Annotated in this window: 14 protein-coding genes and 2 rRNA genes; all 16 read left to right on the top strand. The window is 47.0% G+C overall.

What is annotated here, in order from left to right; all coding sequences use genetic code 11:
* A 5S ribosomal RNA gene (gene rrf, locus ACXAGX_RS19745) occupies positions 1-82 on the top strand; the annotation flags it as partial.
* A 175-nt stretch (positions 83-257) separates the two neighbouring features.
* Positions 258-373: ribosomal RNA gene (rrf, locus tag ACXAGX_RS19740) — 5S ribosomal RNA — on the top strand.
* A gap of 710 nt (positions 374-1,083) precedes the next feature.
* Complete coding sequence (locus ACXAGX_RS19735; RefSeq protein WP_474840489.1) at positions 1,084-2,136, top strand: GHMP family kinase ATP-binding protein; 1,053 nt, start codon at positions 1,084-1,086, stop codon at positions 2,134-2,136.
* 23 nt (positions 2,137-2,159) lie between these two features.
* Positions 2,160-2,939, top strand: a complete 780-nt coding sequence (locus tag ACXAGX_RS19730) for a glycosyltransferase family 2 protein (protein ID WP_474825075.1) — start codon at positions 2,160-2,162, stop codon at positions 2,937-2,939.
* Positions 2,940-2,950: 11 nt separating this feature from the next.
* Positions 2,951-4,381 carry a class I adenylate-forming enzyme family protein gene (locus ACXAGX_RS19725; protein ID WP_474840487.1) on the top strand — a complete coding sequence of 477 codons (1,431 nt, stop codon included), beginning with the start codon at positions 2,951-2,953 and terminating at the stop codon, positions 4,379-4,381.
* Positions 4,382-4,415: 34 nt separating this feature from the next.
* Entirely contained in the window at positions 4,416-5,003 is a 588-nt protein-coding gene (locus ACXAGX_RS19720) for a chorismate--pyruvate lyase family protein (RefSeq protein ID WP_474840485.1), read from the top strand.
* Between the two features lie 14 nt (positions 5,004-5,017).
* Positions 5,018-5,266, top strand: a complete 249-nt coding sequence (locus tag ACXAGX_RS19715) for an acyl carrier protein (protein ID WP_474840483.1) — start codon at positions 5,018-5,020, stop codon at positions 5,264-5,266.
* Positions 5,259-5,840: a serine O-acetyltransferase gene (locus ACXAGX_RS19710; protein WP_474840481.1), complete on the top strand. Its 582-nt coding sequence runs from the start codon at positions 5,259-5,261 to the stop codon at positions 5,838-5,840. Before ACXAGX_RS19715 ends, ACXAGX_RS19710 begins: the two co-directional genes overlap by 8 nt.
* Positions 5,841-5,851: 11 nt before the next feature.
* Positions 5,852-6,400 carry a serine acetyltransferase gene (locus tag ACXAGX_RS19705; RefSeq protein WP_474840479.1) on the top strand — a complete coding sequence of 183 codons (549 nt, stop codon included), beginning with the start codon at positions 5,852-5,854 and terminating at the stop codon, positions 6,398-6,400.
* Positions 6,401-7,249 (top strand): sulfotransferase domain-containing protein, encoded by an 849-nt coding sequence (locus ACXAGX_RS19700; protein ID WP_474840477.1) that lies wholly within the window; start codon positions 6,401-6,403, stop codon positions 7,247-7,249.
* Positions 7,237-7,914, top strand: a complete 678-nt coding sequence (locus tag ACXAGX_RS19695; RefSeq protein WP_474840475.1) for a hypothetical protein — start codon at positions 7,237-7,239, stop codon at positions 7,912-7,914. The genes ACXAGX_RS19700 and ACXAGX_RS19695 overlap by 13 nt, the downstream gene beginning before the upstream one ends.
* Positions 7,907-9,298 carry a glycosyltransferase family 4 protein gene (locus ACXAGX_RS19690; RefSeq protein ID WP_474840473.1) on the top strand — a complete coding sequence of 464 codons (1,392 nt, stop codon included), beginning with the start codon at positions 7,907-7,909 and terminating at the stop codon, positions 9,296-9,298. The genes ACXAGX_RS19695 and ACXAGX_RS19690 overlap by 8 nt, the downstream gene beginning before the upstream one ends.
* Positions 9,288-9,896: a serine O-acetyltransferase gene (locus ACXAGX_RS19685; RefSeq protein WP_474840471.1), complete on the top strand. Its 609-nt coding sequence runs from the start codon at positions 9,288-9,290 to the stop codon at positions 9,894-9,896. Before ACXAGX_RS19690 ends, ACXAGX_RS19685 begins: the two co-directional genes overlap by 11 nt.
* Positions 9,897-9,908: 12 nt before the next feature.
* Positions 9,909-10,652 (top strand): nucleotidyltransferase family protein, encoded by a 744-nt coding sequence (locus ACXAGX_RS19680; RefSeq protein WP_474840469.1) that lies wholly within the window; start codon positions 9,909-9,911, stop codon positions 10,650-10,652.
* 7 nt (positions 10,653-10,659) lie between these two features.
* Positions 10,660-11,721 carry a beta-galactosidase gene (locus tag ACXAGX_RS19675; protein ID WP_474840467.1) on the top strand — a complete coding sequence of 354 codons (1,062 nt, stop codon included), beginning with the start codon at positions 10,660-10,662 and terminating at the stop codon, positions 11,719-11,721.
* A gap of 19 nt (positions 11,722-11,740) precedes the next feature.
* The gene (locus ACXAGX_RS19670) at positions 11,741-12,349 is read left to right on the top strand and encodes a metal-dependent hydrolase (RefSeq protein WP_474840465.1); all 609 of its coding nucleotides are present in this window, start codon (positions 11,741-11,743) and stop codon (positions 12,347-12,349) included.
* The last annotated feature ends 9 nt before the right edge of the window (positions 12,350-12,358 follow it).

Below are 12,358 nucleotides of genomic sequence, written 5' to 3'. Positions count from 1 at the left end.
CCATTCCGAACTCAGAAGTGAAACGCGTTAGCGGCGATGGTAGTGTGGGGCTTCCCCATGTGAGAGTAGCACACCGTCAGGCTCCCAATTACGAAGAAGCCCGCTCATTTGAGCGGGCTTTTTTGATAAACACCGGCACTGCATTGGCAGGCGATGTTTATAACGCCCTGATGAGCAAATACGGTAATGAAGATAGTCTTTTTTAACTTCTTCTACACAGCAGCGACATAGTTCGATGTTGTATTAAAAGTTTAATGCCTGACGGCAATAGCGACGTGGTCCCACCTGATCCCATTCCGAACTCAGAAGTGAAACGCGTTAGCGGCGATGGTAGTGTGGGGTTTCCCCATGTGAGAGTAGCACACCGTCAGGCTCCCATTTCGAAAAAAGCCCGCTCATTTGAGCGGGCTTTTTGCGTTTATAACCTGACCCTTAATAGACATTTCCCAACACTTCATTTCTAATGATTATGCTCGCGTGTTCAATCTTTCATTCTGGTGAAATTTTGCACTAATTTAGAGCGGATTTTTTTGCCCAATAAAAAATACAAAAAAGGTACTACTGATCCAGAAGAGAAACTCAAAAGTGCTGTTTATATTTTTTACACTTTATAGTTCGTTAAGTTAAATATTTATTTATTTTCAGATGTTTAGATTTTCTTCGAGAGTCACCAGACCGGCATAATCCATAAAAAATTTCTAATACATTTGCCTCATATTGCTCAGTAATCATCTGGTTCGCAAATAGCCCGGTTAGAAAAGAATCGATTTGGTGCACGAAAAGTTTTATAAATGTACTGTAGCCATAGCAAATCAAGTTTTCACTTTTATTATTGGTCATTGAATATTTTGATTAACTCAATGATTTTTATGATCTATATCCGAGATCTCATTTTCGGAATATCTGAGTGGTACTAATATTGCTCTACATTTACACAATATAACTATTATTAAGCATTCCGATTCTACAATCGAAGAGTGCTGAAAAAGTCGCAAAGGGTCACCTATAGGAAGTATTTGATGATGCGACGAGCTGGTATTGCTATTACCCCGGTTATGCCAGCATTCATTCAAGGATGTAAATATGGAAATTTATCGTTCTCGAGCTCCGTTACGCATATCGTTCGCTGGCGGTGGTACAGATGTAAACCCTTATGCTTCTCGCTATGGTGGACTTGTTTTAAATGCCACTATAAATAAATTCGCTTACACCAGTTTAGTCCGTAGTGAGCAATCTGATATCTCTGTCACTTCATACGATTTTGACAAGACGACCCATTTCTGCAGCTCAACGCTTGAATCACCCTTTTCCGATGCCTGTTTTGTGCGTTCAGTTTACAAACACCTCATGGGCCAGGCATGCGGCTTGAAGGTTATTACACACAATGACGCTCCTCCTGGCTCCGGGCTGGGTTCATCATCAGCAATGATGGTCTCAATTATTGGTGCTTTCAATGAGATGGAAAGCCTCTCTATGAACGCTTATGAAATTGGCCGTCTTGCTCACGATATTGAACGACTTGAACTTAAACAGCTGGGAGGAATGCAAGATCAGTATGCAGCAGCTTTTGGTGGCTTCAATTTTATGGAGTTTGACGGCGATAGCGTACTGGTAAATCGTCTTAAGATTGATCCTTGGGTGGTTCGCGAACTCGAGTACAACATGATTTTGGTTTATACCCAAAAGTCTCGCTTGTCCTCCACCATCATCGAAGATCAGATTAAGAACGTTGAGGATAAAAAGGCTTCGAATATCGACGCTATGCATCAGATCAAGCAGCACGCCTTAGATATGAAGCGAGTTTTACTACGAGGTAAAACAAACGAGTTTGGCGAATTATTACATGAAGCCTGGCAGCAGAAAAAGCAGATGGCGAGTTCCATTTCCAATGCAGAACTCGATGAGATCTACGAAGCCGCAAGAAAAGCAGGTGCTATTGGCGGCAAGGTAAGTGGTGCGGGTGGTGGAGGCTTCATGATGTTTTACTGTGAACACAATAAGAAGCGGGAAGTGGTTTCCGTGTTAGAGAAGTTGGGTGCGCGCGTTGAGAGCTTTAAATTTGAGCTTGATGGAGTGGAATCGTGGCGTAATCAACGTGTTGAGCAGCATCTCAGACACCGTCTGATGATAGCGTAGATGAAGGGGTAAGGGACTAAAAGATGAACAGCGGAAGTGCCACAGCGACAGTTGACTTTATAGACACGCATGAAGCGCCGAAGAAGCGTATTGCAGTGTTGGAATCACCGGAGAAGCTTTCTAGCGTATCGATTATTTTTCCGGCGTATAACGAACAAGAAAATATTACTCGCTCAATTCAAAATGCAATAAAGGCGTTCTCGAAATATTTTCATACCGTTACCATCATCCCTGTTAACGATGGTGGAGAAGACAGTACGGGCGAAATCATAGATACACTTGCAGCATTTGATGAGCGAATCAAACCGATTCATCATCAATATAATCAGGGATATGGCGCAGCTTTACGTAGTGGTTTCGCAGCTGCAAAGAATGACTATGTTTTCTTTTCCGATTCAGACGGTCAGTTTGATTTAGAAGAAATTACCCGTCTGCTCACTTATGTGGATAGCTATGATCTGATTCTTGGATACAGAGAGAATCGTGCCGATCCCTTTCATCGACGTGTTAATGGTTGGGCATGGTCAAGCCTGGTAAGATTTTTATTCAAGATAAAAGTCAAAGATATCGACTGTGCTTTTAAATTGTTCCGTCGCGATATTTTCGATGTGATCAAACTAGAAGCTGGCGGGGCCATGGTTAACACCGAGCTTTTGGCATTAGCTAAGAAGCGAGGTTTCAGCATGATTAATGTGGCGGTTAGTCATTACCCAAGAGAAGCCGGCGAGCAAACGGGCGCTAATCCTTTCGTTATCCTGAAAGCATTCTACGAGCTGTTTAAACTTCACGCGAAGATTTCCTGAGGTAAGTGTTCATGTTGTACAAACATTTTTATACACAGGTCCAGGAGCATCCTCATAAAGTTGCTCTTGTATGTGGGAATCAGGACCTGACCTTTTCTGAATTAAATGGCTTGGTAAACAGTATCGCTTTCCGCCTTGGCAAAGAAGGGATGGGGAAAGGTAAGGTCATTGCCACATCACTTCCAGCTGGTATAGAGCTTATAGCGACCATGCTAGCTTCTTTCAAAATTGGCGCTTGTCTTTTACCGTTGAATTCAAAGTTCACAGACACCGAAATCAAGGACTATTTGTCACGATCCGAGGCATCCCTCGTCGTTGCACTTACCGAAGAAATTACCCGTATCGCGAGCTTATCCGTTGAGCTTTCTACGATAGCATTTGAATCAATAGAGTCTGCAGATGGAAATGGTGTAGTTGAAGATGATGACGCTCAAGCGCCGGGTCTCGTCTTATTCTCTTCTGGCTCTACAGGTAAGGCTAAACAAGTTGTACGAACCTATCGGCAACTCATTGCCGAGTATGAAGCATTCAGGCAAACGGCATTGGTCGATGCTATGGATGTATTCCTGTGTTCAGTTCCTTTGCATCATGCCCACGGTTTTTCAAATGCATTTATGGCCTCCCTACTCAATGGCGCCAAGTTGGTCATTACGCCGGGTGAATTTAATCCTCGAAGCGTGATTCGAGCGCTTGTAAAACATGCTGTCACGGTTTACCCCTCCGCAACATTCATGCTTAAGATGCTAGCTTCGACACGGTTAAAGCAGCAACCAGACTTATCACAACTTCGTTTGGTCTTTACTGCCGGTGCTCCCTTAGCTGATGAGATTCGTGAGGCCCTACAGCAAACTTTGACTGTTACCGCCTGTCAGCTTTATGGGTCTACGGAAGCTGGCGCTATTGCACTTAATATTGGCGATGCACCCGCAAACTCGGTAGGGCGCCCTCTAAAGGGATATGTCGTTTCAATAATTAATGATGATGGTATGGAATGTCCGCCAGGAGTGGAAGGTGACATAGTGGTGCAGAGTCCCTCAGCTGCGACTGAATACAAAAATAATCCAGACGCGTCTGCTGAGACATTTATCGAAGGCAACTATGTCACAGGGGATATCGGGTTTAAGAACGTTCATGGCGACCTCTTTATCACGGGGCGTAAAAAGCAACTAATCAATGTTGCTGGGTTAAAGGTTGACCCGATTGAGGTTGAAAAGGTACTCATGGCCCTCGAACCGGTTCGCGAGGTGGTGGTACTTGGGAAACCAGACAACGACTACGGAGAAGTGGTAAAGGCGGTAGTCGTTGCTGATGATCTTACTGAAGGTGATGTTGTGGCGCACTGTAAGGCGAATCTCGCTGAGTATAAATGGCCTAAGATGATCGAGTTCAGAAGTGAGATACCCCGAAGTCCATTGGGAAAAATACTAAGAAAATACCTGTAACACGAGCAGTGGACGCGACAGAAAGGAAGCAATTATGTTGAAAGAACACTTTAGAAGCAGAGGATTCATTGAGGGTGGCATTGTTCACAATATCAATGACAACGCAATGGATATGGAAGCATTGCCCCCGTTCCTGCGAACGCTACTGGTGACGGATGGAACGGTTACCAAAAGTCTGGAGGCGTTTTTCTGGGAGAAAATTCGTGTTGAAAAACAGTGGCAAGAGCCGGTTTGGCTAACGCAGGCTCTACCACTGATCGACGCAAAGGTGGGTGACCACGCGCTGAAGCGCGATGTTATTTTAAAAGGCGAAACCACGTCAGATATCTATGCTTTCGCCACTTCCTATTTGCGCATGGATTTACTAGATGATGACGTCCGTAAACAAATGCTGGACGGAAAAATCGGTATCGGTGAATTGCTCCGGGAAATAGGCCTTGAGACCTATCGTGAAATTGTCGACTTTGGCCGCGAAGTGTTCCTGCCCAATGAACATACCTCTGGCGCACCGGAATACGTCGAAGCGATATATCGCACTTATATTATAAATATCAGCGGCAAACCGGCGATGCAGATCACCGAAAGATTCCCAATCCGCTTGTTCCAAAAGAAAGCTAAGTAATCAGGAAGCATACTATGAGCAGTCAACAAGAAATCATCACGTCTTTACGAGCAACACTGACAAAAGTGTGCAAAAAGGACTTCAGCACTATAGAAGCTGATGCTCCGCTGAATCTGGATTCGATAAATCGTATCTCACTAATTGTGGAGCTTGAGTGGGTACACGATATTGAAATTGAATCTGATGAACTGGACCCAGAAGTATTCGAGACGCTCAACGCCCTAACAGCTTATGTTGAAGGTCAGGTAGCAGCGCGTGTTTGAGTTAATCAAAGGCGATCTTAAATTCAAGCAGGACTGGTTTTTGAGCCAGAAGAGCTGGTTTGTGAAGAACGTCAGAATTTTCCTCGACCCGGGTACCATCGCCAGTACCGTTTATCGCTATGGTAGTTGGACCCGCACCATTAAAGTCAGCTTCATTCGCGTGCTATTTCGCATTCCCTATTTTTTTCTAAAAGCCATCGTGGTAACCGGGTTTGGTATCTATATACCGTCAAAAGCAAAAATTGGAAAAGGCTTCACCATCCACAACTTTAGCGGCATTTTTATCAGCGAAGGTGAGATGGGGGAAAACGTGATTGTGTTTCAGGGAGTCACTATTGGTCACCTACGCGGCCAGCCCGAGCCGCCTAAAATTGGTAACAACGTGCTGATTGCGGCCGGAGCGAAAGTGCTCGGTAGTGTCACCATTGGCAATAACGTGGTGATCGGCGCCAATTCGGTGGTGATTAATGACGTACCGGATAACTGCACGGTGATGGGAAATCCGGCGCGCATCATTTCCAGAGAAACCAACTGGATGAGCGAAAAGCTGGCAGGCAACGACAACAATTATTAACGAGATTACAGATGTTTGAAAATCTTAAAGCCGATGCCCGTCAACGCTTAATCACTACTGACCAGAACGACGAGGGTATCAGCCGGCTATTGAGCTTCTTTAGCAGAACCTGGCTGGCCACCTGTGTTTATCGCTTTGGCAGGTTTGCTGGTGATGCGAGAGCAAAACCATTGAAGCTGGTACTAAAGGCGCTTTATTACCCGGTATTTTTCATGACTCAGGGGCTCACTGGGATCAGCATTCAGGCACATTGTCGCATTGGCAAAGGCTTTGCCGTTAATGGCACTGGCGGCGTTTTTATTCTGGCTGAAACCATAGGTGAGAATTTTACTGTGGGTTCCGGGGTAACGGTAGGCAATGTGCGGGGAAGTAAAACCCTGCCGGTGATTGGCGACAACGTATACATAGAGCCCGGAGCAAAAATCCTGGGCAGTGTGAGCATTGGCAATAACGTGATTATCCGCGGAAACAGCCTGGTACTTACCGACATTCCAGATGACACCATGGCGGTAGGCAATCCGGCGAGAATAAAAAAGAAAGCGCAGGCAGTGGAGAGCTAAATGTCACAGCAAGATTTTAAAATGGATTTTATTGGCATTGGTTCGGGCAAGTGTGGCTCGACCTGGTTGTTCGAAAATCTTGTACAACATCCCGAAATATTTGATGGGAATCCGAAGGAAATTCACTACTTCGGTGACCTGTATGAACAACAAACATTTGACTGGTACAAAGGGCTGTTCAATGGCGCAGGGGATAAACGCAAAGGTGAGTTTTCTATTAGTTACATGTACCACCCTGACGCCGCGGAACGCATCTACCACCATTTTCCCGATGTGAAAATTATCGCTATGGTGCGCGATCCGGTTGCTCGCACCTATTCAGACTTTCAGCATTTCATTCGTAAGGGCGATCTGCCACCTGACTATCCGTTTTCCCAATATATCAAAGACGAAGGAAAGCTTCGCTTTGGGTACTACACCGATTATCTGGTGCCGTTTTTTGAACGTTTTCCGAAAGAAAATATTCTGGTTCTGGTGCTTGAGGAAATGCAGCACGATCTCGCCGAATGCTATCGCAGAATATTCGAGTTCATTGGCGTAGAGGATATCAGCTTTCTGCCCGAAGGCGTGGAGGAAAAGCGTAATCAGGCAGTGAACTATCGCTTTCTTAAACTCGAAAATATTCTGGTGCGATTCTATCGCTTTATGGCGAGAAGAGGCATGACTGGTTTTGCAGAACAACTAAAACGTTCCGGCGTGGCACAAATGGTGCGTCGCTTTAATGCGAAATCAGAACCCATACCGGATATGGACGCAGCTTCAAAAGAAGAACTAAAAGCAATATTTGAGGACGAGCAGCTTCGCTTAGCCAACTTACTTGGCAGGGAGGGGCAGATATGGACACGATAAAGCTCGCCGGTCTGGTATCTCTCATCAACAAAGCGCCAGCATTACGTCGAATTATTTTTCCCGGATCTTCAGTAGCACTTTGCTCTATGGGCGGCGTGGGCTCTACGGCGCTGGCCCGACATATCGGTTCCATTGCAGACAAAACGCCCCGCGAACATGCCTACTCTCCAGAGGTATATAACGACGAGAAGCAAGTGAAACTCGGGTACGTATTCGGTAATCCTTACAACAGCGTGCTGTCGGTATTCCGCCGTGGTTATCAGGGCATGCATGCGAACGCCATGAACGCTAATAGTCCGACTACAGCGCCTGAATTAAAAGGCGTTTCGTTGGAACAATATCTGGCAGGGGGCGAGGATGCCTTTCATCTCGACCGGCAACTGAGCAACTGGGCCGACCCGGCTAAAACCCGGCATCCGGTAATGCTGATCAAATATGAGGCGCTGGCGGAAAATATCGATGAGGTACTGGCCTTTTTCGACTGCAATAAACCCTTTACGGTGAAGCAGCGCAAATCGGCCTGGCAGTCACAGCCGCAACCAATCATTGATGGCCTTGAAGCCATGTATGGCGGCTTCGCAAAAAAAGTAGAAAGCATGCCGGATATCTTAATTATCAATCCATCGAGGATCAGAGAAACCGAAGCAGAAGTACAGCATGGATGAGTCAGTAAAACACAAAGTAGTCATGGTGGCAGCCTGTCCGTTTCCGGCGAATCACGGTTCTCCGGCATCCATTCGCGAGATGTCAGAAGCGTTGGTCGAGCAGGGCCATGAGGTGCATATTCTTACCTATCCCATTAAAGAGGATATTCCGGTAACCGGCCCGAAAATTCACCGGGTATCGTTCCCGTTTTTGAATAAAAAGCGGGTAAAAGTCGGCCCGGCATTAGAAAAGTTTGTCTACGACCCGCTGATGGTTTTCCGACTTATCTGGTTAATCTGGAAGTATAAAATTGATGTGATTCATGCGCACAACTATGAAGGCGCGTTAATTGGCTGGTTGGCCAAATTGGTTACCCGCAAGCCCATGCTTTATAACGCCGTTAACAATATGGTCGATGAGCTTGTGACCTATGATTTTATCTGGTCCAAAGGCTTCGCTACGAAGTTGGCTAAGCTGCTGGACAAAACTATCCCGTTTACCGGCGATTACGTTACCGCAGTGTCTGATTCGCTGAAAGACTATCTGGTTAAACTCGGTGTGAAAAAAGAAAAGATTCAGGTGCTCCCGGCGGGCGTGAATCCGGGGATGTTTGAAACCAATGATAAGTCGACATTACGGCAAAAATACGGCTATGGTGATGACGATAACATTGTAATTTACACCGGTAGTCTGGATGCCTTTCAGCGCATTGATTACCTGCTGGAAGCGACAGCAGTGATCAAGCCGAAGTTTGATAATCTCAGACTGATCCTGGCGGCCAATATCGTCAATCCGAAAGATCTGGAAACGATTAAAACGAAGATTGCCGAATTAGATATTGGTGACATCACGGATATCGTAGAAGGTCTGAAGTTGGAAAAACTACCTGATTATCTGGCGTTGGCGGATGTGGCCACGCTGCCCCGCACTGACTGCCCGGGTCACCCGGTAAAAATTCTGAACTACATGTGCGGCAATATTCCCATTGCCGGTTTCACCGGTGCAGCAAAAGGGCTGCATCATATGAAAAATGCGGTGCTGGCTGAAGATCATAACATTGAGCAGTTTGCTGAAAGCATTGAATGGTTACTGAATCGCCCTGCGATGGCCGAAAAAATTGCTACCGAAGCACGTAGAACTTTAGGTAGTCTGTACGAATGGGATGTATTGGCGCGGGGCATTGCCGTGATTTATCAGATGTTGCGGAGCGGTGATTATGAATCCCTGCAGCCGGAGTTGAAGCGCTATATCCGGCAGAGCTATCAGCCAAGGTTCTGGGAAAACCGGCAGATGGATGCGGATGCACTGCCTGCAGATATCCGAGAGCAGCGCAAAGGCGAACGTAGACAAAATGTTGTGCGCATTGACTTTATCGAACGCCGGAGAGTAGTCGATGCCGAATAGTGTTTCTGACAAAGCGGTTGTCGATAACGGTTTTGCAGCGCTGCATGTCGATCTCAGGCGCAAGCGTCGTCACTATACCCGTATAGATAACTTTGTGAACAAGTACATCAAAATGACGTTGCAGTGGGGCTCGCTGGCAGTGATGGCGTTTCGTCTGCGCCAGCAATGCCATGCCGTGAAACCGGATATTCTCGCGGTGCTGTTATCATTTTTTGCCTGGCTCATCGAAGGTGTGCTGCGATTATTCACTGACTGCCGTATTTCACCTACGGCGCAAATAGGTCGCGGACTGGTTCTGCATAATTTCGCAGGAATTGAAATCGATCCTGCATTGGCTGGCAACAATCTTACGGTGAATCAGAACGTGTGCATTGGTCGTGATCACACCGGAGAAGGCAAGCCTACATTAGGTGACAACGTGTTTGTCGGCGCGGGTGCGAAAATTCTGGGCGCGGTAAGTATTGGGAATAATGTGGTGATTGCAGCCAATGCGCTGGTCATTTCATCCATTCCCGATAATTGCTCTGTAGTAGGAAATCCTGCGAAGATAGTCTCGCGGGGGGTAACTAGTGATTACCTCAGTTTCGATACTGAGTAACGGAGAACCAGTATGAGCTCAAAAGCCATTATTCTGGCCGGTGGATTAGGCACCCGGCTGCGTGAAGTGTTGAGTGACGTGCCCAAGCCTCTGGCACCGGTAAATGGCATTCCCTATCTGGCTTACATGGTGAACATGTTGTATCGCAAGGGTATTCACGACATTGTGATTGCAGCAGGCTATAAAGCTGAACAGTTCGATACTTTTATCGCAGATCAGCAGGACGCGCTACCAGGCCTCAAGCTTGCCTTAGTCGTTGAACCTGAGCCACTGGGAACAGGGGGCGCGGTGCGCTACTGCTACGAGCAACACCCTGCAAAGCACTATTTTATTTTCAACGGCGACAGCTATTGCGACTTCCGTTTTTCCAAACTGCGAGATACCGCTTTTGAGCGAGGCGCTGCCATGGTGGTCGCGCAGGTGAATGATATCAGTCGTTACGGCGAAGTGGGGGTTACCGCCAGCGGCCGTATAACGTCGTTCCACGAAAAGCAGCCAGAGCAACGAAGTGGCTGGATAAACGCTGGGGTTTACAGTATTCCTGCGAGTGTGATTGCTGCGATGCCGGCAAACCAGTTCTTTTCGTTGGAACAAGAAGTGCTGCCGTTATTGGTGAAATCGGGTTTGTACGCGGTGAAAGCCATTGGTCCTTTTATCGACATTGGTATTCCTGAAGACTACCGGCAATTTACGGTAAATCCGTCGCACTATTTTCCGGTGTTGCCGCAGTGGTGCGGCATTAAAGCTGCAGGATAAAGACAACATGCACGGACGCGAAACTTCATTTTCTTTCTGGATTATTCTAACGCTGATATTACTTGTCGGAGCAGGTGCGCTGGTGCCTGCTAGTGCAGAAAGTGAAACGTCAACAACCGCTCCGCCCAACGGTATTTTCGTTAGTTCCGGCCCTCGCATCAGTGACAAAGTGTTATCTGCACCTTTTGTGCACGGCAACCTTATCCGTGTTGGCTGGGATGATATTGAACCTGCAATCGGGCGCTATGATTTTAGCGCCATAGATGCACTGATCAATCAGGCAAATAGGCACAATAAAAAGGTATCGCTCAGCGTGCTTAATGGCCCCAGAGCACCTGCCTGGCTTTATGACGCTGGTGCGAAGCCTTTTTCTTATGAATTTAAAACCCGTTACTCTGAAAGGGGGAACCGGCAGGAACGAATTCCGTTACCCTGGGATACTATTTACCTAAAGCATTGGCGTGCCCTCATCGCCGCATTAGGCGAGCGCTATCAAGACGAAAGCGCAATTGCGTTGGTGCACATCACGCATTCTTCTAAAAACGGCTTCGAGATGCAGTTGCCCGAGCAGCGGGTCAATGGCCGCAGAGAAAATGTATCTAGCGGCCCGTGGCATGATGCGGGCTATACCGTCGAGAAGCATATCAACGCATTGCAATCTATTATCGATGCGTATGTAAGCGCATTTCCCGTCACGCCGCTGGATATTGAAATTCATCCAGTGCTCGATTCTTACGAACCGGCAGACGCCGTTCTTGAATATGGTTTGCAACAAGCAGGCAAGCGATTCGGTCTGTTCTCGGCATGGTGGAGCGGGAAGTCGCAGCGCTGGAATGCGCCCCTTTATCCGTTTCTTGAAAAGGCATGCGAAACATCATTCTGCACGCTGCAACTCATTGGTAACCAAACCCGACAGCCGGAACGACTGCTAAAAGGCAGTGTGAATGCAACCATAGAAGCAGGAATGGCGTTGGGGGCGAAGTATTTTGAAGTATGGGATGTGGATGTGCGCAATCGGGAATTGGAAGCATCGCTGGCCGCCATTGCCGAACAACTCGTTAAGCCGTAAGAAGTAAGCAGGGGAAATAATGGCAAGCACACTGGGCCACGCATTATGTGGCATTGATTGTCTGATGGTTGGCAGAATCATAGCACCACACTATGTGACGCGCTTTTCTGTACCACTGGTATTTGCCGCCGTGTTTCTGGCTAATGCGCCTGATCTGGACTTACTGGTAGGGCCACTGATTGGTGAGCATCATCATTATTTCCATGGGCAAGCAACCCACTCCATCGTGTTTGCACTGCTAGCAGGTGCGATATTCTGGCTGATTGGCCGGGTATTCGGTGTTGATGAAAAGAAAAATCGATTTTTTGCGTTGTTGGTAGGCTTCGGCCTTATGAGTCATGTTGCTGTGGACTGGTTTACCGGTCCGAACCCGGGCTGGCATCCAAGCTTTGGTACCGTGGTGTTGTGGCCTTTTGTGGATGCCCGTATTCATTCACCGCTGACCATGTTTCTCGGGCCGCATCACGGCTCCATGGAAGAGTTTTTATCTCTGCATAATCTCTGGGTCATGGTTCGGGAAGTGATTATTTTTGGCGGCTTTGGACTTATCGTCTGGCTGATGTCAAAGGACATACGAGAGCAAACTAAGCGGCTGGTAGTAAATGTGTTCAGTGGTAATTTCAGGTAGTAAAAGTGG

Source organism: Alteromonas sp. ABV4_515 (assembly GCF_056160345.1).
The sequence above is the reverse complement of the archived record's forward strand: the minus strand, read 5'-3'. Positions and strand labels throughout refer to the sequence as shown.

Coding starts and splice junctions, on each gene's coding strand:
- ACXAGX_RS19735 (WP_474840489.1), top strand. CDS start 1,084: ATGGAAATTTATCGTTCTCGAGCTCCGTTACGCATATCGTTCGCTGGC.
- ACXAGX_RS19730 (WP_474825075.1), top strand. CDS start 2,160: ATGAACAGCGGAAGTGCCACAGCGACAGTTGACTTTATAGACACGCAT.
- ACXAGX_RS19725 (WP_474840487.1), top strand. CDS start 2,951: ATGTTGTACAAACATTTTTATACACAGGTCCAGGAGCATCCTCATAAA.
- ACXAGX_RS19720 (WP_474840485.1), top strand. CDS start 4,416: ATGTTGAAAGAACACTTTAGAAGCAGAGGATTCATTGAGGGTGGCATT.
- ACXAGX_RS19715 (WP_474840483.1), top strand. CDS start 5,018: ATGAGCAGTCAACAAGAAATCATCACGTCTTTACGAGCAACACTGACA.
- ACXAGX_RS19705 (WP_474840479.1), top strand. CDS start 5,852: ATGTTTGAAAATCTTAAAGCCGATGCCCGTCAACGCTTAATCACTACT.
- ACXAGX_RS19700 (WP_474840477.1), top strand. CDS start 6,401: ATGTCACAGCAAGATTTTAAAATGGATTTTATTGGCATTGGTTCGGGC.
- ACXAGX_RS19695 (WP_474840475.1), top strand. CDS start 7,237: ATGGACACGATAAAGCTCGCCGGTCTGGTATCTCTCATCAACAAAGCG.
- ACXAGX_RS19690 (WP_474840473.1), top strand. CDS start 7,907: ATGGATGAGTCAGTAAAACACAAAGTAGTCATGGTGGCAGCCTGTCCG.
- ACXAGX_RS19685 (WP_474840471.1), top strand. CDS start 9,288: ATGCCGAATAGTGTTTCTGACAAAGCGGTTGTCGATAACGGTTTTGCA.
- ACXAGX_RS19680 (WP_474840469.1), top strand. CDS start 9,909: ATGAGCTCAAAAGCCATTATTCTGGCCGGTGGATTAGGCACCCGGCTG.
- ACXAGX_RS19675 (WP_474840467.1), top strand. CDS start 10,660: ATGCACGGACGCGAAACTTCATTTTCTTTCTGGATTATTCTAACGCTG.
- ACXAGX_RS19670 (WP_474840465.1), top strand. CDS start 11,741: ATGGCAAGCACACTGGGCCACGCATTATGTGGCATTGATTGTCTGATG.